This window comes from Nakamurella multipartita DSM 44233, from assembly GCF_000024365.1.
In the GTDB taxonomy this organism is placed as follows: Bacteria; Actinomycetota; Actinomycetes; order Mycobacteriales; family Nakamurellaceae; genus Nakamurella; species Nakamurella multipartita.
Map to the genome: position 1 here is coordinate 991524 of NC_013235.1, position 24839 is coordinate 1016362.

At 71.2% G+C, this 24839-nt stretch carries 19 protein-coding genes and 3 pseudogenes; 17 read left to right on the forward strand and 5 right to left on the reverse strand.

Annotated elements, in window-relative coordinates; all coding sequences use genetic code 11:
- Positions 1-260: 260 nt before the first annotated feature.
- The 5 genes and pseudogenes from NAMU_RS04490 to narI all read left to right on the forward strand — a co-directional run.
- Positions 261-1454 carry a nitrate/nitrite transporter gene (locus NAMU_RS04490; protein WP_015746225.1) on the forward strand — a complete coding sequence of 398 codons (1194 nt, stop codon included), beginning with the start codon at positions 261-263 and terminating at the stop codon, positions 1452-1454.
- Positions 1451-5128 carry a nitrate reductase subunit alpha gene (locus NAMU_RS04495; RefSeq protein WP_015746226.1) on the forward strand — a complete coding sequence of 1226 codons (3678 nt, stop codon included), beginning with the start codon at positions 1451-1453 and terminating at the stop codon, positions 5126-5128. Before NAMU_RS04490 ends, NAMU_RS04495 begins: the two co-directional genes overlap by 4 nt.
- Positions 5128-6813, forward strand: coding sequence for a nitrate reductase subunit beta (gene narH, locus NAMU_RS04500; protein ID WP_015746227.1), 1686 nt, complete (start codon positions 5128-5130; stop codon positions 6811-6813). The genes NAMU_RS04495 and narH overlap by 1 nt, the downstream gene beginning before the upstream one ends.
- Entirely contained in the window at positions 6810-7523 is a 714-nt protein-coding gene (narJ, locus tag NAMU_RS04505; protein ID WP_015746228.1) for a nitrate reductase molybdenum cofactor assembly chaperone, read from the forward strand. The genes narH and narJ overlap by 4 nt, the downstream gene beginning before the upstream one ends.
- Positions 7505-8254 (forward strand): annotated as a pseudogene (narI, locus tag NAMU_RS04510) (respiratory nitrate reductase subunit gamma); the annotation flags it as partial. The gene narJ and the pseudogene narI, both read left to right, overlap by 19 nt.
- A 93-nt stretch (positions 8255-8347) precedes the next feature.
- Here the strand turns inward: narI and NAMU_RS04515 are convergent.
- Positions 8348-8536, reverse strand: coding sequence for a hypothetical protein (locus NAMU_RS04515; RefSeq protein WP_041368425.1), 189 nt, complete (start codon positions 8534-8536; stop codon positions 8348-8350).
- Between the two features lie 138 nt (positions 8537-8674).
- Here NAMU_RS04515 and NAMU_RS04520 point away from each other — a divergent pair, with 138 nt between their 5' ends.
- From NAMU_RS04520 to NAMU_RS28065, 4 genes and pseudogenes are all read left to right on the forward strand, one after another.
- A complete protein-coding gene (locus tag NAMU_RS04520) occupies positions 8675-9604 on the forward strand; it encodes a transposase (RefSeq protein ID WP_138179953.1) in 930 nt (309 codons plus the stop codon).
- Positions 9601-10985: pseudogene (locus NAMU_RS04525) on the forward strand (ISL3 family transposase). The gene NAMU_RS04520 and the pseudogene NAMU_RS04525 overlap by 4 nt, the downstream one beginning before the upstream one ends.
- A 16-nt stretch (positions 10986-11001) precedes the next feature.
- Positions 11002-11466: pseudogene (locus tag NAMU_RS29755) on the forward strand (transposase); the annotation flags it as partial.
- Between the two features lie 112 nt (positions 11467-11578).
- Positions 11579-12715 (forward strand): IS30 family transposase, encoded by a 1137-nt coding sequence (locus tag NAMU_RS28065; protein WP_407669227.1) that lies wholly within the window; start codon positions 11579-11581, stop codon positions 12713-12715.
- Here the strand turns inward: NAMU_RS28065 and NAMU_RS04540 are convergent.
- Together NAMU_RS04540 and NAMU_RS04545 are read right to left on the reverse strand one after the other, a co-directional pair.
- Positions 12698-14164, reverse strand: coding sequence for an HAL/PAL/TAL family ammonia-lyase (locus NAMU_RS04540; protein WP_086008619.1), 1467 nt, complete (start codon positions 14162-14164; stop codon positions 12698-12700). The genes NAMU_RS28065 and NAMU_RS04540 overlap by 18 nt on opposite strands.
- A gap of 23 nt (positions 14165-14187) precedes the next feature.
- Positions 14188-15879, reverse strand: coding sequence for an ATP-binding cassette domain-containing protein (locus tag NAMU_RS04545; RefSeq protein WP_015746233.1), 1692 nt, complete (start codon positions 15877-15879; stop codon positions 14188-14190).
- 194 nt (positions 15880-16073) lie between these two features.
- Between NAMU_RS04545 and NAMU_RS04550 the strand changes: the two genes are divergently transcribed.
- On the forward strand, positions 16074-16574 hold the full coding sequence (locus tag NAMU_RS04550) for a hypothetical protein (protein ID WP_138179957.1): 501 nt from the start codon (positions 16074-16076) through the stop codon (positions 16572-16574).
- A gap of 54 nt (positions 16575-16628) precedes the next feature.
- Here the strand turns inward: NAMU_RS04550 and NAMU_RS04555 are convergent, their stop codons facing one another.
- A complete protein-coding gene (locus NAMU_RS04555) occupies positions 16629-17249 on the reverse strand; it encodes an antibiotic biosynthesis monooxygenase (protein WP_015746235.1) in 621 nt (206 codons plus the stop codon).
- A 332-nt stretch (positions 17250-17581) separates the two neighbouring features.
- On the opposite strand from NAMU_RS04555, the gene NAMU_RS27035 reads away from it, so the two are divergent.
- From NAMU_RS27035 to NAMU_RS04565, 4 genes are all read left to right on the forward strand, one after another.
- The gene (locus NAMU_RS27035) at positions 17582-17755 is read left to right on the forward strand and encodes a helix-turn-helix domain-containing protein (protein ID WP_217180750.1); all 174 of its coding nucleotides are present in this window, start codon (positions 17582-17584) and stop codon (positions 17753-17755) included.
- Between the two features lie 141 nt (positions 17756-17896).
- Positions 17897-17998 carry a 30S ribosomal protein bS22 gene (locus NAMU_RS28070; protein ID WP_015746237.1) on the forward strand — a complete coding sequence of 34 codons (102 nt, stop codon included), beginning with the start codon at positions 17897-17899 and terminating at the stop codon, positions 17996-17998.
- Between the two features lie 133 nt (positions 17999-18131).
- A complete protein-coding gene (locus NAMU_RS04560) occupies positions 18132-19340 on the forward strand; it encodes an NAD-dependent epimerase/dehydratase family protein (RefSeq protein ID WP_015746238.1) in 1209 nt (402 codons plus the stop codon).
- A complete protein-coding gene (locus NAMU_RS04565; protein WP_015746239.1) occupies positions 19337-20428 on the forward strand; it encodes a lysophospholipid acyltransferase family protein in 1092 nt (363 codons plus the stop codon). Before NAMU_RS04560 ends, NAMU_RS04565 begins: the two co-directional genes overlap by 4 nt.
- Before the next feature lie 52 nt (positions 20429-20480).
- Here the strand turns inward: NAMU_RS04565 and NAMU_RS04570 are convergent, their stop codons facing one another.
- Positions 20481-21374, reverse strand: a complete 894-nt coding sequence (locus NAMU_RS04570) for an HAD family hydrolase (RefSeq protein WP_015746240.1) — start codon at positions 21372-21374, stop codon at positions 20481-20483.
- A 169-nt stretch (positions 21375-21543) separates the two neighbouring features.
- On the opposite strand from NAMU_RS04570, the gene NAMU_RS04575 reads away from it, so the two are divergent.
- From NAMU_RS04575 to NAMU_RS04585, 3 genes are all read left to right on the forward strand, one after another.
- Positions 21544-23493, forward strand: coding sequence for a class I adenylate-forming enzyme family protein (locus tag NAMU_RS04575; protein ID WP_015746241.1), 1950 nt, complete (start codon positions 21544-21546; stop codon positions 23491-23493).
- Complete coding sequence (locus NAMU_RS04580) at positions 23490-23735, forward strand: glutaredoxin family protein (protein WP_015746242.1); 246 nt, start codon at positions 23490-23492, stop codon at positions 23733-23735. Before NAMU_RS04575 ends, NAMU_RS04580 begins: the two co-directional genes overlap by 4 nt.
- A gap of 228 nt (positions 23736-23963) precedes the next feature.
- Positions 23964-24722, forward strand: a complete 759-nt coding sequence (locus tag NAMU_RS04585) for a redox-sensing transcriptional repressor Rex (protein WP_015746243.1) — start codon at positions 23964-23966, stop codon at positions 24720-24722.
- The last annotated feature ends 117 nt before the right edge of the window (positions 24723-24839 follow it).

A 24839-nucleotide genomic window follows, 5' to 3' on the forward strand; every position in this document is an offset into this window, starting at 1 on the left:
CCTTTTTCCGGGTGTGCGGGAAATGGCGGGCTGCGCCGATTCTTGACCGGGCGTAGATTCTCGGTCGAGAGGACTTTCGGCCCTACCGAGTGCGGCGGGGTCACTGGTGAGGTGCGAAGGTCCCCTGCTCTTTCGGGACCCACCACTGCCGAGGAGTGCCCTGAGATGATGCTGGCCCACCCCGCCCCCGCCGCCGATCGCGCGGTGCTGCCGTGAATACCGTTCGGCCGACCGGCCCGTCCTCCCCGGCGGTCACGCAAATGACCGGGCAGGGACGCAACCTCGCGTTGGCGACCTGGACGTTCGCGATCAACTTCTGGGCCTGGAACCTGATCGGCCCGCTGTCCACCCCCTATGCGACCGCGATGAGTCTGTCCAGCACGCAGACCGCGCTGCTGGTGGCCACCCCGATCCTGGTCGGGTCCGTCGGTCGGATTCCGGTCGGTGCGCTGACCGACCGCTACGGCGGGCGAACGATGTTCATGGTGGTGTCGGTCGTTTCGATTGCTCCGGTGCTGCTGGTCGCCTTTGCCGGAGCAATTGATTCGTACGTACTGCTACTGATCTTCGGTTTCTTCCTGGGTATTGCCGGAACCGCCTTTGCGGTGGGTATCCCTTTCGTCAACGCCTGGTACCCGCCGGCCCGGCGAGGGTTTGCGACCGGTGTTTTCGGGATCGGCATGGGTGGAACCGCGCTGTCGGCGTTCTTCACGCCGCGATTCGTGAACTGGTTCGGGCTGTTCGCCACCCACGTGATCATTGCCATCGCGCTGGGCGGGACCGCGGTGCTGGTGATGGTCGCGATGAAGGACGCGCCGAACTGGCGGCCGAACACCTCGCCGGTGCTGCCCAAGCTCAAGGCGGCAGCGAAACTGTCCATCACCTGGCAGATGTCGCTGCTGTACGCGGTGTGCTTCGGCGGGTTCGTGGCGTTCAGCACCTACCTGCCGACGTACCTCAAGACGGTCTACGACTTCTCCATCACCGACGCCGGAGCCCGTACCGCGGGCTTCGCCCTGGCCGCGGTGATCGCCCGGCCGATCGGCGGGATCCTCTCCGACCGAATCGGTCCCAAGGTCATCGTGTTGATCTCGCTGATCGGCTCCGGAGCCCTGGCCGCGGTGGAGATCCTCCAGCCGCCGGCCGAATTGCCGGCGGGCGCGTCGTTCGTCGCGCTGGCGTTCTTCCTGGGCATCGGCACCGGCGGTGTCTTCGCCTGGGTGGCCCGGTCGGCGCCCCCGGAAAAGGTTGGTACGGTCACCGGGATCGTCGGCGCCGCAGGCGGTCTCGGCGGCTACTTCCCGCCGTTGGTGATGGGTGCGACGTACGACTCGGCGGACAACGACTACACCGTCGGCCTTTCGTTGCTGGTGTTGACGTGTGCGCTGACCGCGATCTACACGGCTTGGCGGCTGCATGTGCGGTCGTCCGCGACTTTGGAAGGGACCAGATGAGCACCGGAATCGACGGGCCCGTCGCCGATCTGCTGCTGCGCAGCGGCCGGTTCTTCACCCGTGGCGAGGTGTCGCCGGACTTGCGCACCATCAGCAAGACCGGCGGTCGCGAGGGCGACGTCTTCTACCGGGACCGGTGGAGTCACGACAAGGTGGTGCGGTCCACCCACGGGGTGAACTGCACCGGCTCCTGCTCGTGGAAGGTGTACGTCAAGGACGGCATCATCACCTGGGAGACCCAGGAAACGGACTACCCCAGCGTGGGTCCCGACCGTCCCGAGTACGAGCCCCGCGGCTGCCCCCGGGGTGCCGCCTTCTCCTGGTACACCTATTCGCCCACCCGGGTCCGCTACCCCTACGCCCGCGGGGTGCTCGTCGAGATGTACCGGGAGGCCCGCACCCGACTGGGTGATCCGGTGCTGGCCTGGGCCGAGATCCAGGACGATCCGGAACGGCGGCGCCGGTACCAGCGAGCGCGCGGCAAGGGCGGCCTGATCCGGGTGACCTGGGACGAGGCGACCGAGATGGTCGCCGCCGCGCACGTGCACACGATCAAGCGCTACGGGCCGGACCGGGTCGCCGGGTTCTCGCCGATCCCGGCCATGTCGATGGTCTCGCACGCGGCGGGCTCCCGGTTCGTGGAGCTGATGGGCGGGGCGATGACCTCGTTCTACGACTGGTACGCCGACCTGCCGGTGGCCTCACCACAGGTGTTCGGCGACCAGACCGACGTTCCCGAATCCGGGGACTGGTGGGATGCCTCGTACCTCATGCTGTGGGGCTCCAACGTGCCGGTCACCCGGACGCCGGACGCGCACTGGATGGCCGAGGTGCGGTACCGCGGCACGAAGGTCGTCACCGTCAGCCCGGACTACGCCGACAACACCAAGTTCGCCGACGAGTGGATGCCGTGCGCCGCCGGTACCGACGGCGCTTTGGGCATGGCGATGGGGCACGTGATCCTGCGCGAATTCCTGGTCGAGAAGCGGACGCCGTTCTTTGTCGACTACGTCCAGCGGTACACCGACCTGCCGTTCCTGATCGCCCTCGAGGAGCGGGACGGCGCGTACGTGCCCGGCAAGAATCTGACCGCCGCCGATCTCGGTGACGAGTCCGAGGCGTCGGCCTTCAAGCCGGTGCTGGTCGACGGCCGGACCGGAGAAGTGCTGGCGCCCAACGGTTCCCTCGGCTTCCGGTACACCGACTCCGGCATCGGCAAGTGGAATCTGGAGCTCGGTGACGTCGTGCCGCAGCTGACCGTCCTCGCCGAGTCCGGGGAGTCCGTGCCGGTGCTGCTCACCCGGTTCGACACGCCGGACGGCCACGCCGAGGTGCTGACCCGCGGGGTTCCGGTCCGCCGGATCGGGGACCGGCTGTGCTGCACCGTGTTCGACCTGATGCTGGCCCAGTACGGGGTGCACCGACCCGGCCTGCCGGGCACCTGGCCGGCTGGCTACGAGGACGCCGCCGAGCCGTACACCCCGGCCTGGCAGGAGGCGATCACGGGAGTCTCGGCCGCGCAGGCGATCCGGGTGGCCCGCGAGTTCGCCCACAATGCCGAGGAGTCCGGCGGCCGCTCCATGATCATCATGGGCGCGGGCATCTGCCAGTGGTTCCACGGCGACGCCACCTACCGGGCCATTCTGGCGCTGTTGATCCTGACCGGTTCGATGGGCCGCAACGGCGGCGGCTGGGCCCACTACGTCGGGCAGGAGAAGTGCCGGCCGATCACCGGCTGGGCGACGATGGCCATGGCGTCGGACTGGGTGCGGCCGCCGCGGCAGATGATCGGCACGGGTTACTGGTACGCGCACACCGACCAGTGGCGGTACGACGGCTACCGGGCCGACGCGCTGGCCTCCCCGCTGGGTCGCGGCCGGTTCGCCGGGATGCACACCATGGACGTGCTGGCCGCGTCGACGGCGATGGGCTGGATGCCGTTCTTCCCGCAATTCGATCGCAGCAGCCTGGAGCTGGCCGACGAGGCCGACGCCGCCGGGGTGCCGGTGCCGCAGTACGTGGCGCAGCAGTTGGCGTCCGGTGCGCTGAAGCTGGCCGTCACGGACCCGGACAACCCGGTGAACTGGCCGCGGGTGCTGACCATCTGGCGGGCGAACCTGCTCGGCTCGTCCAGCAAGGGCAACGAGTACTTCCTCAAACACCTGCTGGGCACCTCGTCCAACGTGCGGGCCGACCCGACCCCGGCGGATCTACGGCCCCGCGACGTCACCTGGGTTGACGAGACTCCCGAGGGAAAGCTCGATCTCGTGCTGTCCCTGGACTTCCGGATGACCTCGACCACGCTGCTGTCGGACGTGGTGCTGCCCGCCGCGACGTGGTACGAGAAGGCCGACCTGTCGTCCACCGACATGCATCCCTACGTCCATGCGTTCAGCCCGGCGATCGACCCGCCGTGGGAGACCCGGTCGGATTTCGACACCTTCCACACCATCGCCCGGGTGTTCGGACGGCTGGCCGCCACGCACCTCGGCGTGCGCCGGGACGTGGTGATGGTGCCGCTGCAGCACGACACGCCCGGCGAGACCGCCTACCCGCACGGCACCGAGCGCGATTGGCGGGCCACCGGCGAGGTGCCGGTGCCGGGCAAGACCATGGGTCAGATCGCGGTCGTCACCCGCGACTACCCGGCGCTCGCCGAGCAGTGGGAATCGCTCGGGCCGCTGGTGGAAACCTTGGGGGTGACCACCAAGGCGATCACCGTGTACCCGGACCAGGAGGTCGCCGAGCTGGCCGGCCGGCACGGGGTGATGGGCCACGGCGCGGGCGCCGGCCGGCCCGCCCTGGACACCGCGGTCAAGATGGCCGACACCATCCTGGCGCTGGCCGGCACGTCGAACGGGCGGCTGGCGGTCGAGGGGTTCAAGGCGCTGGAACGCCGCACCGGCCGCCGGCTGGTGCATCTGGCGGAGGGCAGCGAGGAGAAGCGGATCAGCTACGCCGACACCGTCGCCCGCCCCGTCCCGGTCATCACCAGTCCGGAATGGTCCGGCAGCGAGACGGGCGGGCGGCGGTACGCGCCGTTCACGGTCAACGTCGAGGAGCTCAAACCCTGGCACACCCTCACCGGGCGCATGCACTTCTACGTCGACCACGACTGGATGGAGGAACTGGGCGAGCAGTTGCCGGTGTTCCGGCCGCCGCTGGACGTGGCCGGCCTGTTCGGTGAGCCCCGGATCGGCACCGTGGACAAGGGTCTGGGCCTGTGTGTGCGGTACCTGACGCCGCACTCCAAGTGGTCGATCCACTCCGAGTACCAGGACAACCTGTTCATGCTGTCGCTGTCCCGGGGCGGGCCGACGATGTGGATCAGCGGGATCGACGCGGCCAAGATCGGCGTGGCCGACAATGACTGGGTCGAGGCGGTCAACCGCAACGGGGTGATGGTGCTGCGGGCGATCGTGTCCCACCGCATGCCGGAGGGAGTGGTGTTCGTCCACCACGCCCAGGAACGCACGATCGACATGCCGCTCGCCGAGATCTCCGGTACCCGCGGCGGCATTCACAACTCGCTGACCCGGCTGCTCGTCAAACCCACCCACCTGGCCGGTGGGTATGCCCAGATGTCCTTCGCATTCAACTATCTCGGGCCGACCGGGAACCAGCGGGACGAGGTCACGATGGTTCGCCGGCGCTCGCAGGAGGTGCAGTACTGATGCGTGTGATGGCGCAACTGGCCATGGTGATGAACCTGGACAAGTGCATCGGCTGCCACACCTGCTCGGTGACCTGCAAGCAGGCCTGGACCAACCGGTCCGGGGTCGAGTACGTGTGGTTCAACAACGTGGAAACCCGCCCCGGGCAGGGCTATCCGCGCACCTACGAGAATCAGGACCGCTGGGAGGGTGGCTGGGTCCGCGACTCGCGCGGCCGGCTCCGGCTGCGGGCCGGCGGGCGGTTCAAGAAGCTGCTGAACATCTTCTCGAACCCGAAGATGCCCTCGATCGAGGACTACTACGAGCCCTGGACCTACGACTACGAGAACCTGACGACCGCGCCGCTGGGCGAGCACATGCCGACGGCCCCGCCCCGCAGCCTGCTCTCCGGCGAGCCGATGAAGGTGACCTGGTCGGCGAACTGGGACGACAACCTCGGCGGTTCTCCGGAGATCCTGGCCGGTGACCCGGTGCTCGCCCAGGTCAGCGACAAGATCAAGCTGGAACTCGAGCAGGCGTTCATGTTCTACCTGCCCCGAATCTGCGAGCACTGCCTGAACCCGTCGTGCGTGGCGTCCTGCCCGTCCGGGGCGATGTACAAGCGGGCCGAGGACGGCATCGTGCTGGTCGACCAGGACAAGTGCCGCGGCTGGCGGATGTGCGTGTCCGGCTGCCCCTACAAGAAGGTGTACTTCAACCACCGCACCGGCAAGGCCGAGAAGTGCACGTTCTGCTACCCGCGGATCGAGGTGGGTTTACCCACCGTGTGTTCCGAGACCTGTGTGGGCCGGCTGCGCTACCTCGGGCTGCTGCTGTACGACGCCGACAAGGTGCTGGCCGCCGCCTCGACCGAACGCGAGCAGGACCTGTACGAGGCTCAACTGGACCTGCTGCTGGACCCGTTCGACCCGGCGGTCGCCGCCGCGGCCAAGGAGAACGGGATCACCGACGAGTGGTTGGAGGCCGCGCGGAGATCGCCGGTCTACGCACTGATCAAGCAGTACAAGGTGGCGCTGCCCTTGCATCCGGAATACCGGACCATGCCGATGGTCTGGTACGTGCCGCCGTTGTCGCCGGTGGTCGACGCGATCAGCCGGGAGGCGCACGACGGCGAGAACGTGGACAACCTGTTTGGCGCGATCTCCGCGCTGCGCATCCCGATCGAGTACCTGGCCGGGCTGTTCACCGCCGGGGACACCGAACCGGTCGACCGGGTGCTCCGCACCCTGGCGGCGATGCGCGCCTACATGCGTGACCACAACCTGGAACGCGAGCCGGACCCCTCGATCCCGGCCTCGGTGGGGATGAGCGAGGAATCGATGTACGAGATGTACCGGCTGCTGGCGATCGCCAAGTACGAGCAGCGGTACGTCATCCCGACCGCCTACGCGGCCCAGGGGCATCGGCTGGAGGAATCGGTGACCGATTGCGCGCTGGACTTCGACGGGGGGCCGGGCATGTACGACTCCGGCCCGTTCGGCGAGGCCAGCGGGTCACCGGTACCGGTCGCGGTGGAGACCTTTCAGGCGTTGCGGGAACGGCAGACCACCGAGGAGCTCGGCGTGCGCGGTGGCCACCGGTCCCGGGTCAACCTGCTCAATTGGGACGGCAAGGGGACCCCGGAGTCGATGTTCACCCCGCGGCCCGGCTCGCCCCGGGCGACCGGACGCGAGGAGCAGGCATGAGACTGCGCCGCCGAGAGACCGACCGAACCGCCGACCGCCGGGTGATCTGGCAGTCCGCGTCCCTGCTGCTGGCCTACCCCGACGAGGCCTGGGCCGACCGGTTGGCCCTGGTTCGCGCGGCGATCCCGGCGCTGCCGCCGGCCGCCGGCGAACCGTTGCGTCGCAGCGTGGACCGGCTCGCCGAGCAGCCGACGATCGACGCCGCCATCCGGTACGTCGACACGTTCGACTGGCGTCGCCGGCGCACGCTGTTCCTGACGTACTACACGGCCGGTGACACCCGCGGCCGCGGCGTGGCCCTGCTGGAGTTCGCGTCGGCCTACCGGGCGGTCGGGGCGGTCCCGCCGGCCGGCGAGCTGCCCGACCACCTGGCGGTGGTGCTCGAGTTCGCCGCCACCGTCGACGAGGACGCCGGGTACCGGCTGCTCGCCGACCACCGGACGTCGATCGACCTGCTGCACGAGGGGTTGCAGGCCATGGACTCCGCGTACGCGGACGTGGTCCGGGCGGTGGCCGCGACCCTGCCGCCGCCCAGTGAGCAGGACCTGCTGCTGGCCCGCCGGTTGATCATGCAGGGTCCGCCGGCCGAGGCGGTCGGCCTGGACCCGTACCCGCTGGCCGGGCCGCCGACCGCGGCCGGCCGCCGGGCCGGCCCGATCGACCTGCTGCTGACTCCGAACCCGAGAACTCCTGCCGGAAAGGCACTGTGATGAGCGCTGGGGCGCTGTTCTGGGCGATCGTGCCGTACGTGACGATCGCGATCCTGGTGGTCGGGCTGTGGTGGCGGTACCGGTACGACAAGTTCGGCTGGACCACCCGGTCCTCCCAGCTGTACGAGAGCAGGCTGCTGCGCATCGGCAGCCCGCTGTTCCATTTCGGCATCCTGGTGGTCATCGTCGGCCACGTCATCGGCCTGGTGATTCCCGAGAGCTGGACCCACGCGGTCGGTCTGAGCGAGACGGCCTACCACGTCCAGGCGGTACTGCTCGGCACGATCGCCGGCGTCTGCACGCTGGCCGGGGTGATCATCCTGGTCTACCGGCGGCGCACGAAGGGTCCGGTGTTCATGGCCACCACCGCCAACGACAAGCTGATGTACCTGGTGCTGGTGCTGGCCATCGTCGCCGGCCTGGCCACCACCATGGTCGGCTCGGGCATCGTCGGCGAGCCGTACAACTACCGGGAGAGCGTGGCGGTCTGGTTCCGGTCGATCTTTCTCCTCCGCCCGGACGGCGCGGCGATGGCCGGGGCTCCGCTGAGCTACCAGCTGCACGCGATCATCGGGCTGGCGCTGTTCGCGTTGTGGCCGTTCACCCGGCTGGTGCACGCATTCAGCGCCCCCGTGGCCTACCTGTTCCGGCCGTACATCGTCTACCGGTCCCGGGACGCCGGCCGCCCCGGCAACCCGGTCGGCTCCCGGCCGCAGCGCCGGGGCTGGTAAGCGACGTCGCGCCAACGGTGCGCAGGTCGCGCCGACCTGTGCCGGCGCGACCTGCATGGTCCCGGCGCGAAGCCGGCCGGGGGCGAGCCGCGCTCAGCCGGGGACGGCCAACGCCTCGGCGGCCGCGCTCAGGGCGTCCGGGTCCAGGCGCTCCTCGACCAGCTCGGCCAGGCTGCCGTCCTGGACGAGGCTGCGCACCGCCTCCAGATCCGGGCCGATCGGGTCGTCGGCGACGCGGGTGGGGACCAGGCGGCGGATCCCGGCTTCTCGGGAACGACGCAACAGGGCCCGACCGATGAGGGGTCTTCAGACTTGATGGGGCTCTGGGCTTCCGACCTGCGGCGGCGTGTCGGGTGAGATGAGGGCTCGTGGCCTTCGAAACTGGTTGTTCTCTACGCAATCAGCCGAAGGACCACGAGCATGGACCAGAGTAGTAGCTCGCTGCTGTTGGACATTGACGGGTTGGTCGTCGACCGGGTCGTCCGCAACGACGCCGGCCGACGGGTCGTGCACTGCTCGACCGACCCCCAACTGGCCGGCTGGTGCCCGGAGTGCGGTGAGCAGTCGAAGTCTCCGAAGGCGTGGGTGACGACCCGCCCGCGGGACGTCCGGCTCGGCGAGGACAAGCCGATCCTGTTGTGGCGCAAACGGAAATGGCGCTGCCAGGTCGACAGCTGCGAGCGGAAGGTGTTCACCGAATGCCTACCCGAGCAGATCCCCGCCCGGGCCCGGATCACCACCCGCGCCCGCCGGCTGGCGGCGGAAGCGATCGGCGACCACACCCGACCGGTGTCCGGCGTCGCGGCCGAGTTCGGCATGGACTGGCGCATCGCGCACGACGCGTTCGTCGCCCACTCTGCCGCGGTGCTCCCCGACGCGCCGCCGCCGGTCACCGTGCTGGGCGTCGACGAGACCCGCCGCGGCAAGGCCCACTACGAGACCGACCCGACCACCGGGGAGAAGACCTGGGTGGACCGCTTCGACACCGGCCTGGTCGATCTGAGCGGCAACGGTGGCCTGTTCGCACAGGTCAACGGCCGCACCAGCAAGGTCCTCATCGAGTGGCTGCAGGCGCAGGACCCGGACTGGCTCGCCACCATCACCCACATCTCGATGGACACGTCCGCGACGTACGCCCGCGCCGCCCGCCTCGCCCTGCCGAACGCCGTCGTGGTCGTGGACCGGTTCCACCTGGTCGCCCTGGCCAACAAGGCGGTCACCGACTACCGGCGGGAGTTGGCCTGGGCGCTTCGTGGCCGGCGGGGCCGCAAGAGCGACCCGGAATGGGGGGTCTTCGGACTTGATAGGGCTCCGGGCCTCCGACCTGCGGCGGCGTGTCGGGTGAGATGAGGGCTCGTGGCCTTCGAAACTGGTTGTTCTCTACGCAATCAGCCGAAGGACCACGAGCATGGACCAGAGTAGTAGCTCGCTGCTGTTGGACATTGACGGGTTGGTCGTCGACCGGGTCGTCCGCAACGACGCCGGCCGACGGGTCGTGCACTGCTCGACCGACCCCCAACTGGCCGGCTGGTGCCCGGAGTGCGGTGAGCAGTCGAAGTCTCCGAAGGCGTGGGTGACGACCCGCCCGCGGGACGTCCGGCTCGGCGAGGACAAGCCGATCCTGTTGTGGCGCAAACGGAAATGGCGCTGCCAGGTCGACAGCTGCGAGCGGAAGGTGTTCACCGAATGCCTACCCGAGCAGATCCCCGCCCGGGCCCGGATCACCACCCGCGCCCGCCGGCTGGCGGCCGAGGCGATCGGCGACCACACCCGACCGGTGTCCGGCGTCGCGGCCGAGTTCGGCATGGACTGGCGCATCGCGCACGACGCGTTCGTCGCCCACTCTGCCGCGGTGCTCCCCGACGCGCCGCCGCCGGTCACCGTGCTGGGCGTCGACGAGACCCGCCGCGGCAAGGCCCACTACGAGACCGACCCGACCACCGGGGAGAAGACCTGGGTGGACCGCTTCGACACCGGCCTGGTCGATCTGAGCGGCAACGGCGGGCTGTTCGCACAGGTCAACGGCCGCACCAGCAAGGTCCTCATCGAGTGGCTGCAGGCGCAGGACCCGGACTGGCTCGCCACCATCACCCACATCTCGATGGACACGTCCGCGACGTACGCCCGCGCCGCCCGCCTCGCCCTGCCGAACGCCGTCGTGGTCGTGGACCGGTTCCACCTGGTCGCCCTGGCCAACAAGGCGGTCACCGACTACCGGCGGGAGTTGGCCTGGGCGCTTCGTGGCCGGCGGGGCCGCAAGAGCGACCCGGAATGGGCGCAACGGAACCGGCTGCTGCGCGCCGTGGAGACTCTCACTCCGGACGAGCTGGCCAAGGTGCGGGAAGCGATGCGCCGGGCCGACCCCTCCGGCGGCCTCGAGAAATGCTGGCAGGGCAAGGAACTGCTCCGCAAGCTGCTCAAGCTCGCCGGCACCAACCCCGACCGCGGACAGATCTTCAACGCGCTGACCGCGTTCTACCTGCACTGCGCCGACTCCGAGATCTCCCAGCTGCGCAGGCTCGCGTGGACGGTGCATGCCTGGCAGAACTCGATCATCGCCGGCCTGCACACCGGCATCAGCAACGGCCGCACCGAGGGCTACAACCGGATCGTCAAACACATCGGCCGGATCGCCTTCGGCTTCCGCAACCAGGACAACCAGAAGCGCCGGGTACGCTACGCCTGCACCCGGAAATCCCGGGCGTCAACCAGCCACGCGAAGCCCTGCTAACTCTGAAGAGCCGGAATGGGCGCAACGGAACCGGCTGCTGCGCGCCGTGGAGACTCTCACTCCGGACGAGCTGGCCAAGGTGCGGGAAGCGATGCGCCGGGCCGACCCCTCCGGCGGCCTCGAGAAATGCTGGCAGGGCAAGGAACTGCTCCGCAAGCTGCTCAAGCTCGCCGGCACCAACCCCGACCGCGGACAGATCTTCAACGCGCTGACCGCGTTCTACCTGCACTGCGCCGACTCCGAGATCTCCCAGCTGCGCAGGCTCGCGTGGACGGTGCATGCCTGGCAGAACTCGATCATCGCCGGCCTGCACACCGGCATCAGCAACGGCCGCACCGAGGGCTACAACCGGATCGTCAAACACATCGGCCGGATCGCGTTCGGCTTCCGCAACCAGGACAACCAGAAGCGGCGGATACGCTACGCCTGCACCCGGAAATCCCGGGCGTCAACCAGCAGCGCGAAGCCCTGCCAACTCTGAAGAGCCCCGATGAGGGACCCGAATGACCCATCCAGCCAACAATTCCACCCCTATCGGCGCGTCGCTGCTGAGCGAACAACAAGACCGCTACTTTCTGTTGATGCGTCGAGGTATGAACAATGTCCAAGCCTGCCGAGCCGTCGGCATCAGCCGCAAGACCGGAACACGGTGGCGACTCGGCCGCACCGAACACAAGAATGGTCACCGCCGAACATATGCCCCTGTCGGCACGTCCGCAATTCCGCCGATTTCGTCTCGGTACCTTTCCGAGCCGGAACGGGTTCGAATCGCCGACCTTCGCCGGCTCGGGTGGACCATTCGAGCCATCGCGGACGACCTGGGGCGCGCACCGTCGACGGTCAGCCGCGAGCTGAACCGCAACAGCGACCGCGCCGACGGGCCGGGGTATCTGCCGCACCACGCACACCGCCGGGCCGCAGCACGGAGGGCACGTCCCAAGCCGACCAAGCTCGCTCTCGATGCCGAGCTGCGCGAGTTCGTCGCCGCCCGGCTGGCGAAGAAGTGGAGCCCGGAGCAGATCGCGCACGCGCTGCGTACCGAGTTCCCGGACCAGCCCTGGCGGCACCTGGCCATCGAGACCCTCTACCGCGCCGTCTACCGACCGGGACATAGTGGCCTGCAGAAGAACTCGACGGAAGCGCTGCGCACCGGCCGTCCCCGTCGGCGTCCACAGCACCACCCCCACCGGCGAAAGGCCCGGATCTGCGAGCCGAGCAACATGATCGACCAGCGACCGGCCGAGGTCGACGACCGTGCCGTGCCCGGCCACTGGGAAGGCGACCTCATCATCGGAAGGAACGGCGGCTCCGCCATCGCCACCCTCGTCGAGCGGACCACTCGGTTTCTCCTCTTGGTGCATCTGCCCGGGTCGCGTACCGCCGCGACGCTGCGAAAGGCGATCGTCCCGGCTCTCCAAGCCATCCCTGCGCACCTGCGCCGGTCGATCACCTGGGATCAGGGCGGGGAAATGGCTCTGCACGGAGAAATCACAACGGTCACCGGTACCCCAGTGTATTTCTGCCACCCGCACTCGCCCTGGGAGCGTGGGTCCAACGAGAACATGAACGGCGTCCTTCGTCAATACTTCCCCAAAAGTACCGACCTTGCCATCCACACTCCCGAGCGCCTCACCGAGGTCGCCAACGAAATCAACGAGCGACCGCGTAAGACACTGAGTTGGGCAACGCCTGCGGAAATCCTTGCTACACTGTCATCGACCACAAATTGACCGCCATTGTTGCGACGATCGAAAAAATCCGCCGATTGCGGCGTGGGCCGCGCCGGTGCCGACCCCGGGGCGCAGGGGGGCGTGGAAATCCAGCGCCTGCGCCGCGCAGAGCAGCTCGACGGCCAGGATGTGGCCGGCGTTCCAGGCCGCGCGGCGGGCCTTGATCGCGGCGGTGGTGCCCATGCTGACGTGGTCCTCCTGGCCGGCGCAGGTGGAGACCGTGTGCACGGTGGCCGGGGCGGCGTGGGCCCGGTTCTCGGCGGCCAGGGCCGCCGCCACGTACGGCGGGATCATGAATCCGGAGTTGGCCCCGGACCCGGCGACCAGGAACGGCGGCAGCTCGGACAGGTGACTGTTGGTCAACCGGTCCGACCGGGCCTGCGACATCGTGCTCATTTCGGCGATCGCGATCGCCAGGCAGTCCAGCGCGGTGGCCACCGGCGCGCCGTGCCCGTTGCCGCCGGGCAACGCCACGAGTGAGGGCGCCCCGTCGGCATCCTCGCCCGGCACGAAGACCGGATTGTCGGTGACGGAGTTGATCTCGCACTCGACCACACCGGCCACGTAGTCCAGGCAGTCGCGCACGGCACCGTGCACCTGCGGGATGCAGCGCAGGCTCAGCGGGTCCTGCAGGCGGTGGTCGCGGAACCGCTCGATGATCTCGCTGCCGGCCAGCAGCGCGCGCAGCCGGCGAGCCGTCAGCACCTGGCCCGGATGCGGCCGCAGGGCCTGCAGGCGGGCGTCGAAGCCGCGGGTGTTGCCGCGCAGGGCCTCCACGCTCGTCGCCCCGGCCACGTCGGCCACGTCGATCAGGGTCTGCACCTTGCCCACGGCCAGCGCGCCGATGCCGCTGATCTCGAAGGTGCCGCTGATCAGCGCGTGCCCCTCGCGCAGGCCGGGGGCCTGGCCGGGCAGGCCGGCCCGCCGCAGCGCCTCGGCCCCGGGCAGCAGTTCGCCGCCGAACCAGGCCTGTCCCTCGCCGAACACGGCCAGGCCGATGTGGGCGGTGGCGGTGAGGTAACCGACCGACCCCTGGGACGGGGCGTAGGGCACCACACCCCGGTTGAGCATGTCGACCAGCGTCTGCACCAGCCGCACGCTGACCCCGCTGTACCCGCGGGCCAGGGAGCGCACGGTGCAGGCCATGATCGCCCGCACGGCGGCCTCGTCGTGCGGATCGCCCACCCCGCTGGCGTGGCTGCGCAGCATCTGCAGCTGGGCGTCGGCCGGGTCGTGGGTGTCGGGCACGATCGTGTACAGGTCGCCGACCCCGGTGTTGAGGCCGTACACCGGGGAGCCGGACCGCAACACGGTCGGCAGCAGCCGGTGGGTGCGGTCGATCGCCCGGATGGCCCGCTCGTCCAGCGCGACCGGTGCCCCGTGGGCGATGGCCACGATCTCCCGGATCGAGGTGGGTGCCGAACCCAGCAGAACCGTCTCGGTGTCCATGACCGTCCCTTCGCCGGTCCCGATCATGCCGCAGACGCAGCCCCGGTCAGCGCGAACTCGGGGCCGGTCCACCGGCGGCGCAGCCACCGGTCGTGACTGGCCAGGATGACGGCGCCGGGCGCGCTGCCCAACGCCTCCTCCAGCTCGCTGGCCAGCGTCAGTGACAGGTGGTTGGTCGGCTCGTCCAGCAGCAGCAGGTCCGGGGCCAGCGCGACCAGGATGCCCAGGGCCAACCGGCGACGTTGCCCGACGCTGAGCCGGCCGACCGGGACGTCCAGGTCGGCGGCCCGCAGCAACCCGACCGCCAGCAGCAGCGCACCGTCGGGGTCACGATCCCCGGTGGCCCGGCCGAAGGCGGCCCGGGCCGATTCGGCCGGCGCCGGGAAACTCACCTCCTGCTCCAGCAGCCCGACCCGGCGGGCGCGCACCCGGACCGATCCGCGGCTCGGCGCCACCCGCCCGGCCAGCACGCCAAGCAGGCTGGACTTGCCCGACCCGTTCGCCCCGGTGACCAGCAGACGACCGCCGTTGGGGACCACCAGGGTCGGCACTGCCACCCGGCCGGGCACGGCCAACTCGTGCACGTTGACCACCTCGGGATCCGTCGAGCCGCCGTCGGGCCGGCCGGTCAGCGCTCCGGAGAAGGTCAGCGGCGCGGGCGGTGGCGGCACCGCCGCCCGCTCGGCGGCGGCCAGCCGGTGCTCGGCCTGGTGCACCCGGCGGGCGTGGGCCCGCTCGACGTTGGCCCCCTTGAATGCGTAGATGAACTTGTCGTTGTCCCGGGGGCCCCGGTTGTGCGCGATCCGGTCGGTGTCGATGGCGGCGGCCCGGCGCAGCCTGGCGATCCGGTCCTGCTGGTCGGCGTAGGTCCGTTCCCACCGGCGGCGGGCGGCGGCCCGGTGCTCCAGGTAGTCGGTGAAGGTGCCGCCGAACCGGCGCCCGCCACGGCCGTCGGTGCCACCCGCGCGCGGATCGAGGTCGAACAGGTCGGTGCAGACCCGGTCCAGGAACGCCCGGTCGTGGCTGACCGCCACCAGCACCCCGGGCCGGCCGACCAGGTGGTTCTCCAGCAGGTCCAGCGCCGCCTCGTCCAGGTGGTTGGTCGGCTCGTCCAGCAGCAGGCAGTCCGGGTCGGCGATGAGCAGTGCGGCCAGCGCCAGCCGGGAACGTTGCCCGCCGGACAGCTCGGTGACCGGCCGGTCCGGATCCACCGCGCCCAGGCCCAGGCTGGTCAAGGTCAGCTCGGCCCGGCGGTCGGCGTCCCACGCGTCGTGGGCCTGCGCCCACTCCAACCGTTGCGCGAACGCGGCCGCCGCGGCCGGATCGGACGCGAGCCGGTCGCTGAGCAGTTCGACGTCATCGACGGCGGCGTGCAACGGGGCCAGCGCCTGCGCCATCACCTGGCCCAGCGTGCCGACCAGCTCCGGTTCCTGGGCGAGATAGCCTACGGTTCCGGCAATCTCCACCGATCCGGAGTCCGGCGGGGCGGCCGCGGCCAGCAGCCGCAGCAGGGTCGACTTGCCCACCCCGTTCTCGCCGATCACGCCGACGCGCCGGCCCGGGGCGACGTGCAGGTCGATGCCGTCCAGGACGAGGCGGTCGCCGAAACCGACCGTCAGGTCGCGGGCGGTCAGCGTCCCCGGCGGGCCGGCGGGAGACGGTGGCGCCGGGTCCGCCGAGACAGCGGCAGCCGAATGGGTGAAGGGAGATGACATCGCCGGGCCCGTTTCGGGGTGGAGGGACCCGCCGGGCCGGTGGCCACAGGCGCGGGTGGGGGCGAGGTCAGCGATCCATGATGGGTCCACCGTACCGAGCCGCCCGGGCGGGACAACCGGATTTTCACCGGGCCACCGTCGTCCCCCGCGCGTCGCATCCGGTCGCGGCGGGGGTCGCGGACCAGGATCGGCGGGTGGATCCCGCCGTGCTCGCCTTCACCCTGGTGATCCTGGCGGCCTTCACCTTCGGCGTGGCCAGCGCGCCGTTGGGGCTGCTGCTGGGGCTCTCGCCGGGGCTGGTGGCCGCCGGGGTGTTCCTCGGCAGCGCCGGGTTCGTGCTGGTCAGCGGGCCCATCGTGGTCGACCGGGTGCCGGACCGGTGGGCCCGCCCGGTGCGTCGGCTGCTGACCCACGGCCCGCGGGTGGCGCGGTGGTGGGGTCGGGGCGAGCGCACCGCGGGTCGGCTCGCCGTCCGGGTGGTGGACCGGTCGTCGCTGGTGATCGACCGGCTCGGCTACCGCGGTCTGGCCGTGCTGGCCCCGGTGCTGGGACGCTGGCTGGTCCCGGCGGCGGAGATCGCGCTGGACCCGCCGCGCCGGGACCTGTACCGCTGGGCCGTCCTGGGCTGCGCCACCTGGTCGGTGCTCGTCACCGTCGGCACCGACGCGCTGGTGCTGCTGGTGCGGGGCGGCTGACCCGGCGACCCCGCCATCCCGCACGCCCGCCGGGCCCCTGCCGGGCCCGCGGGCTCAGGCCATCTCGGGGACCCGCAGGTGGGCGATCAGCAGGTCGAACTCGGCGACGTCCAGGATGTCCACCCGGGCGTCGCGGGCGGTGCGCATGCGCAGCTCGCGCGCCGAGTCCCGGGTGGCCATCATCAGCTCGGGGGAGTCATAGGTGGCCGAGAGCACGGCCCGGCCGGTCGAGCGATCAACGAACAGGCTGGCGCTGCAGAACCCGTCCAGGCTCTCCATCGCCGGCATCGCGACCATCCGGTAGACGTCGATGCTGCGCTCCAGGTCGGCCGGGGCGCCGTGCATCCAGGTGGCCCGCACGCACGCGCCCTGCTGGCAGTGGTGATGGCGGTGCATGGCCGCGATCTCCCATTCCTCGACGAAGGGCAGCCCACCCAGCAGGACGCCGGCCCGGGTCCGCATCGAGGCCACGGCCGCGTCGCTGGCCCGCATGTCCGTCATCGAGTCCCAGGACGAGGTGACGATGCACCGGCCGGACAGGCGGTCGGCCATCATCGATATCCCCAGGCATCCGGGCATGGCCTGGAAGGCGGGCGCGACCTCGGCGCGCAGGAGGTCGATGCCCGCGTCCATGGAGCGCGCGCGGGCCTGGAACGTCGTGGAGCGTGCGTACATCGCCGGATCCCTTCGGCTCCGGGCAACGCCCCGGCGGCGCTGCCGTGTGTCCAGCCTTCACCCGTGCGGGCCCGCAGGCAATGGTCGGGGAGCCGTTCGGAGCACGCCGTCACTCGAATTGGTGCTCACGCAGGGTGGGTAGTCGCTCACCGCGAAAATCAGCCATCGCGCGGATCCCACCAGTCACGCTAGAGTTCACAGAGCACGTACGTTGGGTGTCCACCGGAGGGGAAGCCGGCGGCGCGAAACGTGCCGGAAGACGGTGTCCGATGCCCGCTCGAGACGACCGACCCCCGAGGGAGCCGACGCCTCGGGATTCGACTCTGTCCGAAATGCGTTTCCTGACGGTGGCCGAGGTGGCCACCCTGATGCGGGTCTCCCGCATGACGGTGTACCGACTCGTGCATTCCGGCGAGCTGCCCGCGGTGCGGGTGGGTCGATCCTTCCGGGTGCCCGAGCGTGCGGTGCACGACTACCTGCGGACCGCGTTCAACGACGTCGGTTGACCCTGGTCAGCCGGCCGGTACCGGCCGGTAGGATGGCCCGGGTTCGGCATCCGCCGGGCCTTCGGACGGGCAGGTTCCGTCCGTGCTCATGCGTCGATGCGGCCAGCGGACCGCGGCGGCCGCACACCGGGAGAAGTATTCATGGGTTCTGTCATCAAGAAGCGTCGCAAGCGGATGGCCAAGAAGAAGCACCGCAAGCTGCTGCGCAAGACCCGGGTGGCGCGCCGCAAGGCCGGTAAGTAGCCGCCCGCTCGCGCCCGGCCGCCGCTCGCGGCGGACCGGGTCGGGCGTGGGTCCTGGTACCTGCGCCCGAGTGCGGGGTAACCCGTTCGGGACTGCGGTCCCGGCTCGAGAATCAGGCAGGGGTGTCAGGTCGATGGCGGGACTGATCGTCCTGGTGACCGGGGTGACCAGGGTCATCGGGTCGTGCCTGGCCGGCCGGTTGGCCGCCCATCCGGGCGTCGACCGGGTCATCGGTGTCGATGCCGCGCTGCCCGAACCCGCCGCCCGGGCCCGCATGGGCGCGGCCGACTTCGCCCGGGTGGACATCCGAAATCCGTTGGTGGCCAGGGTGATCGAGGCAGCCGGCGTGGACACGGTGGTGCACGCCTCGGCGTCATCGACACCGGCATCGTCGGCGGCCCGGACCATGGCCAAGGAAATGAACGTCCTGGGCACCATGCAGCTGCTGGCGGCCTGCCAACGCTCGGAGAGCGTGCGCAACCTCATCGTCCGCTCCACCGGGGCGGTCTACGGGGCCTCCTCCCGCGATCCGGCGATCTTCACCGAGGACATGTCGGCGCGGTCCGTGCCCTCCTCCGGTCCGGGCCGGGACGCCATCGACATCGAGGCCTACGTCCGCGGCTTCGGCCGCCGGCGGCCCGATGTTCGCATCGCCGTGCCCCGCTTCGCCGAGATCGTCGGCCCCACCGTGGTCACGCCGCTGACCCGCTACTTCAGCCTGTCGCCGGCCGTGCCGATGGTGCTGGGCCGCGACGCCCGGCTGCAGTTCGTGCACGAGCAGGACGCGATCGGGCTGCTGGAGCACCTGGCCCTGGGCAGCTTCGCCGGCACCGTCAATGCGGCCGGGGACGGCACCATCACCCTGGCCCAGGCGATCCACCGGGCCGGACGTATCCCGTTGCCGGTGCCCTCGATCGGCCTGGACCCGTTGTCGCGGGTGATGCGGACCCTGCACGTGGGCGGCTTCTCGCCGGGCCAGGTCAAGGTGCTCTCGGCCGGCCGGGTGATGGACACCACCCGGCTGCGCGAGCGGGTCGGATTCATCCCCACGTTCACCACGATGCAGGCGTTCGACGACTTTGCCGCCGGACTGCGGCCCGTGGTGACCCCCGAAGCGGTGCGCCGGGTCGAGGTCCGGGTGGCGTCCACCCTGGGCGTGCAGCCGCTCCCGGACACCCCGATGCCGGGGGCCGCGGTCGAGCCGGCCGATTCGGTCACGGACGTGCTGCTGGCCGGGCCGGACCGCTCCGCGGCCGACGACCCGGCGGACGGGGCTCGGCCCCGGCTGGTCGGCATCGACGGGCACGCCGCGGGCACCCCGCGACGCCGGCGGATCCGATGAGCGGGCCCGAAGGCCCCTCGGTCACCGGGGCCACCGGGGCGCCGCCGGCGCGGATCGCCGCGGTCACCCGCACCAACCAACACACGCTCGAGCGGGAGGGAGGAGCCACCGTGGCCGGCACCGATGCGCCGCCGCCGCGCGGGGGACGGGAAGGCACCGTATCCCCGCAGTTGCCGGCGGCGGCCGGCGCCGGTCCCGCCCCCGTCGATCCCGTTGGCGCCGCGATGAGCCCCGAGTCCGGCGAGTCCGGGTGGCGGCGTGGCCTGGCCGGCTCGCTGGCCTTCCTGCGCCGGCGGATCACCGGCGAGTACCAGGTCGACGACTTCGGCTACGACGCCGACTTCACCGATCACGTGGTCGTCCCGCCGCTCAAGGTGCTCTACGAGAAGTGGTTCCGCATCGAGACTCTCGGGATGGAGAACATCCCGGACAGCGGCGGCGCGCTGCTGGTGGCCAACCATTCGGGCACCGTCGCGGTCGACGCGTTGATGACCGCGGTGGCCGTGCGCGAGCACCATCCGGTGCACCGCCCGCTGCGGATGCTGGGCGCCGACCTGGTCTTCCAGACCCCCGTCATGGGACCGATCGCCCGCAAGATGGGCAACACCCTGGCCTGCAATCCCGACGCCGAACGGTTGCTGTCGACCGGTGAGCTGGTCGCCGTGTTCCCGGAGGGCTTCAAGGGCGTCGGCAAGCCCTACTCGCAGCGGTACCGGCTGCAGCGCTTCGGTCGCGGCGGGTTCGTCACCGCGGCGATCAAGACCGGCGTGCCGATCATCCCGGTGTCCATCGTCGGCGCCGAGGAGATCTACCCGCTGATCGGCAACCTCAAGCCGCTGGCCCGCGCGCTGGGGTTCCCGTACTTCCCGATCACGCCGACCTTCCCGTGGCTGGGGCCGCTCGGGGCGGTGCCGCTGCCCAGCAAATGGATCATCGAGTTCGGCGAACCCATCCCGACCACCGGCTTCGGCGACAACGCCGCCGACGACCCGATGGTCGTGTTCAACATCACCGACCGGGTCCGCGAGACCATCCAGCAGACGCTCTACCGGCTGCTGCTGCGCCGCGGGCACCCGTTCCTGGGCTGACTCAACTCCGGGCTGGCGCCGGGCCGACCCGGGCTCGAGTGTCGAACCCCGGTCAGGGCTTGGCCCGCCGCCAGATCGAGCGCCAGATGACGGCCGCGATGCCGGCCAGCACCACCAGCGCCGTCGGCGGCACCCAGAACTTGGCCGCCTTGCGGCCGGTGCGGAAGTCCCGGATCTGCCAGCCCCGTTCCCGGGCGACGTCGCGCAGCGCGCTGTCCGGGTTGATCGCGACCGCGGTGCCGACCACCGAGAGCATCGGCACGTCGTTCACCGAATCCGAGTAGGCGGTGCATCGCCGCAGGTCCAGACCCTCGCGCGCGGCCAGCGAGCGGATCGCCGCGGCCTTGGCCTGGCCGTGCAGCAGCTCCCCGAACAGCCGCCCGGTGTACTGGCCGTCCTCGGTCTCGGCGACCGTGCCCAGGGCCCCGGTCAGCCCCAGCCGCCGGCCGATGATCTGGGCCAGCTCGACCGGGGTGGCGGTGACCAGCCAGACCCGCTGCCCGGCGTCCAGGTGCCGCTGGGCCAGCTCCCGGGTGCGCGGGTAGATCCGGTCGGCCATCAGCTCGTCGTAGATCTCCTCGCCCAGGTCCACGATCTCGGCGACCTGCCGCCCGGCGACGAAGGCCAGTGCCCCTTCCCGGGCCCGGGAGGTGTCCTGCGCGTCCTCGCCGAGCAGCCGGAACTTGATCTGCAGCCAGGCGAAGCGCAGCAGGTCACCGGTGGTGAAGAAGTTGCGCGCGACCAGGCCGCGGGCGAAATGGAAGATCGACGCGCCCTGCATCATCGTGTTGTCGACGTCGAAGAAGGCGGCCGCGGTCAGATCGGTTCCGGGCGGAAGGTGGGTTTCCTCTTCCTCGTGCACCGCGTTGTACGCGGCCTCGGCGGAGGCGGCCCCGGCGATCTCGGCGGCCTGTGCCTGGTCGTCGAACGCCTTGCGGTTCCTCACCCGTGACCTCCCCTGCCGAGCGCGATCAGCCGATCACCCGCGGCGACCGACTGCGCGTGCCTGCCGTCGGCCAGAGTAGGGCCTGGCGCGACGGCGGCGGCAGACCGGTCCGGCCTGGCGACGGCGGCCTCGCCCGGTGCCTCGGCGGCGGGTACCGGACAATGTCAGCGTGAGCAGCCCCCGCCCGGCCGATCCCTCCGGCGTCCACCCCGGTGACGCCACCGATGCCGACCCGTCAACCGCGCCGACGAACGTCGCCGACCTGCTGCGGTCCGCGGCGGCCCGGTACGGCGACCGGCCGGCGGTGATCGCCGGCGCGACCAGCGGCGGCACCCGGACCTGGGCCCAGCTGGACCGGGCGGCCGATGCCGGCGCGCGCCGGCTGCACGAGCTGGGGGCCGGCCCCGGGGAACGGGTGGTCATCGCCCTGCCGACCGGAGCGGATCTGGCCGCGGCCCTGTTCGCGGTCGCCCGGGCCGGCCTGATCGCGGTCCCGACCGGACCGGGCGCGGACATCGGGGCCCTGGCCGACCGGGTGGGCGCGCTCGTCTCGATCGGGGCCGAGCGGGACCGCCGGCTGGGCCTGTCCCTGGGCCGCGCCGACCTGGCCGACTGGTGGACGGCCCAGGTCGAGGCGGCCGCAAGCGTGGGCGGGGGCGAGGACCTGGCCCTGCTGGCCCGGGCCCGGGGCGACCGCGCCGTGATGCTGTCCCATCGGGCGGTGCTCGCCGCGGTGCGGGCGATCGGCGAGCTGGGACCGGCTCGGGTGACCGACGCGGACCGGGTGCTGCAGGTGTTGCCGCTCTACCACGTGGCCGGCTGGATCGTCTCGTTCCTGCCGACCGCGCTGGTCGGCGGGGCCGCGGTCATCCCCGAGGTCGGGTTCGACGTGGCCAGCGTGGGGGTCGGGATTCCCGGCGGCACCGGCACGATGACCGGCCGGTCCGGTCGGCCGGCCACCGAATCCGCGTTGCGGGCCGCCGCCGACCATGCGGTCACCGTGATCCCCGGCGCGCCCGGCTTCTACCACCACCTGATGTCCGTGCCGGATGCCGAGGCCGCGCTGGCCACCGCCCGGCTGTTCACCTCGGGCACCGCGTCGCTGACCGCGGCCGACTTCGACGCGGTCCGCGCCCGGTTCGGCCGGCCGGTCTGGGAGGGCTACGGCCTGTCCGAGTCGGCCTCGGTGGTCACCACGTCGTTGACCACCGACACGCCCGTGCACGGGTCGGTCGGCCGCCCGCTGCCCGGGATCGAGGTGCGGGTGGTCGGATCCGACGGTCAGGACCTGGCCGTCTCCGGGGCCGCCGACGAGGACGCGCCGACCGCCGATCCCGACCACGATCCGCTGGACACCGTGGCCGACGCCCCGGACGCGGGCGAGGTCGGGCGCATCGTCATCCGCGGCGCGACCCTGTTCTCCGGTTACTGGCCCAACGGCGGTGGTGGTCCCGATGCGGACGGCTGGTTCGTCACCGGCGACATCGGCTTCCTGGACGACGACGGTCGGCTGCACCTGGTCGACCGCGCGGCCGAGGTGATCGTCGTCTCCGGTTTCACCGTCTACCCGCGCGAGATCGAGGACGTGCTCGCCGAGCACCCGGGCGTCGCCGAGGTCGCGGTGATCGGCGTCCCCGCCGACGACGGTCACGAGGAACTGGCCGCCGTGCTGGTCGCCACCGACCGACCGACCGACGGACCGGCCGACGGACCGGTCGACGGCGGCCTCGACGGTGCGGTGCTGGCCGAGTTCGTGCAGGGCCGCCTGCCCGGGTTCAAACACCCGGCGGTCTATCACCTGGTCGACGCGCTGCCGCGGACCGAGGTCGGCCGGGTCGACCGGGACGAGGTGCGCCGCCGGTTCGGCTCGGCCGCCCGGCAGGCGTTGCCGACCCTGGTCGCAGTGCCCGACGACGAGCCCGACGAGGCTGATCAGTCCACCCACCGGAGCCCCGACCAGGCCCCCGATCAGGCCGCCGCGCCGACCGAGAACGCCGAGCCGGCCGTCGATGTCAGCCCCGAACCGGTCGGTGACCTGCAGGAGTTGGGGACCCGGCTGCCGGCCGCCGGCGACCGGGTCGAGCGGGCCCGGGACGACACCGACGAGGACCTGTTTTGACCGGCGGTCACCTGGTCACCGTCTACACCCGGGCGGGCTGCCACCTGTGTGCGGAGGCGATCGCCACGGCCTCCGCCCTCGCCACCGAAGCCGGGGCCGGCTTCACCACCGTCGACGTCGACGCCGACCCGGAGGACCAGGCCGAATACGGCGACCTGGTCCCGGTGATCATGGTCGACGGGGTGCTGCACGGTTACTACCAGGTGGACACCGAACGGCTCCGGGCTGCGCTGGCCGGCTGACGCCATACCCTCTTTCGGCTGTGATGCGCGTCACGGCTGCTCCGACCGGGTGCCGGTCGGCCGCGAGCGGGGTTTCGCTCCGACGCTCCGGTCGGCCCGGACCGGGCACTCGCTGACTTTGTGCACGCGTTCACGAGTGACTAGGCTCGGCGCCGTACCGGGGACCTAGCACATGACGGTCGCCACGGCAGCGGTGGGGGCGTGCTTCGCCCTGTGGAGGACAAACGGGTGACAGGGCAGGTCGGCGGGGCTCGCGAGGGCGGCCGTCAGCGTGCGATTCCGGAAGCCACCGTGGCCCGCCTGGCGCTGTATCTGCAGGTGCTCATTGCCCTGGACGACGGCACCGCCGGCCAGGAAATCATCTCCTCCGAGCGGCTGGCCCAGTCCGCCGGGGTCAACTCGGCCAAGCTCCGCAAGGACCTGTCCTACCTGGGTTCCTACGGGATCCGGGGCGTCGGCTACGACGTGCGCACCCTGACCGAGGAGATCAGCCGTATCCTCGGCGCGCACCGCGCCCACCGGGTCGCGCTGGTCGGCCTGGGCAACCTCGGGCAGGCGCTGGCCGGGTACTCCGGATTCGCCGGCCGCGGCTTCGTCATCTCCGCCCTGTTCGACGTCGATCCCGGCCGGGTCGGTCGTGAGGTCGGCGGCCGGGTCATCCGGCACCTGGACGAGGCCGGTCAGGTCTGCCGGGCCGCGGGCGTGTCCATCGGCGTGATTGCCACGCCGGCCGGCGCCGCCCAGCAGGTCGCCGACATCCTGGTGGCCGCCGGCATCCGCTCCATCCTCAACTTCGCCCCCGGCGTGCTGACCGTCCCCGACGACGTCGAGGTGCGGCCGGTCGATCTGGCCCTGGAGCTGCAGATCCTGGCCTTCCACGAGTCCCGTCGGGACGCCGAGCGGCTGGTCCCGCGGGTGATCGCCGAGACCGAACCGGCGGCCGGCTTCCATCCGGCCGAGCCCGCCCGCGTGGCGGTGACGACGTGAACGACGTGAACAGCGGTGGGTTCAACCTCGTGCTCGACAGGGTGGTCGAGAGCGAGTTCGCCGCGTGTTCACCCCGGCGTCATCGCGACGTCGGTCTTGCAGTACCCGACCGTGCCG

What these genes read in the sequence shown, in the direction of transcription:
- NAMU_RS28065 (WP_407669227.1), top strand. Translation starts at nt 11,579, where the DNA reads ATGAACAATGTCCAAGCCTGCCGAGCCGTCGGCATCAGCCGCAAGACC.
- narH (WP_015746227.1), top strand. Translation starts at nt 5,128, where the DNA reads ATGCGTGTGATGGCGCAACTGGCCATGGTGATGAACCTGGACAAGTGC.
- NAMU_RS04545 (WP_015746233.1), bottom strand. Translation starts at nt 15,879, where the DNA reads ATGTCATCTCCCTTCACCCATTCGGCTGCCGCTGTCTCGGCGGACCCG.
- NAMU_RS04520 (WP_138179953.1), top strand. Translation starts at nt 8,675, where the DNA reads ATGGACCAGAGTAGTAGCTCGCTGCTGTTGGACATTGACGGGTTGGTC.
- NAMU_RS04565 (WP_015746239.1), top strand. Translation starts at nt 19,337, where the DNA reads ATGAGCGGGCCCGAAGGCCCCTCGGTCACCGGGGCCACCGGGGCGCCG.
- NAMU_RS04555 (WP_015746235.1), bottom strand. Translation starts at nt 17,249, where the DNA reads ATGTACGCACGCTCCACGACGTTCCAGGCCCGCGCGCGCTCCATGGAC.
- narJ (WP_015746228.1), top strand. Translation starts at nt 6,810, where the DNA reads ATGAGACTGCGCCGCCGAGAGACCGACCGAACCGCCGACCGCCGGGTG.
- NAMU_RS28070 (WP_015746237.1), top strand. Translation starts at nt 17,897, where the DNA reads ATGGGTTCTGTCATCAAGAAGCGTCGCAAGCGGATGGCCAAGAAGAAG.
- NAMU_RS04540 (WP_086008619.1), bottom strand. Translation starts at nt 14,164, where the DNA reads ATGGACACCGAGACGGTTCTGCTGGGTTCGGCACCCACCTCGATCCGG.
- NAMU_RS27035 (WP_217180750.1), top strand. Translation starts at nt 17,582, where the DNA reads ATGCGTTTCCTGACGGTGGCCGAGGTGGCCACCCTGATGCGGGTCTCC.
- NAMU_RS04560 (WP_015746238.1), top strand. Translation starts at nt 18,132, where the DNA reads ATGGCGGGACTGATCGTCCTGGTGACCGGGGTGACCAGGGTCATCGGG.
- NAMU_RS04490 (WP_015746225.1), top strand. Translation starts at nt 261, where the DNA reads ATGACCGGGCAGGGACGCAACCTCGCGTTGGCGACCTGGACGTTCGCG.
- NAMU_RS04495 (WP_015746226.1), top strand. Translation starts at nt 1,451, where the DNA reads ATGAGCACCGGAATCGACGGGCCCGTCGCCGATCTGCTGCTGCGCAGC.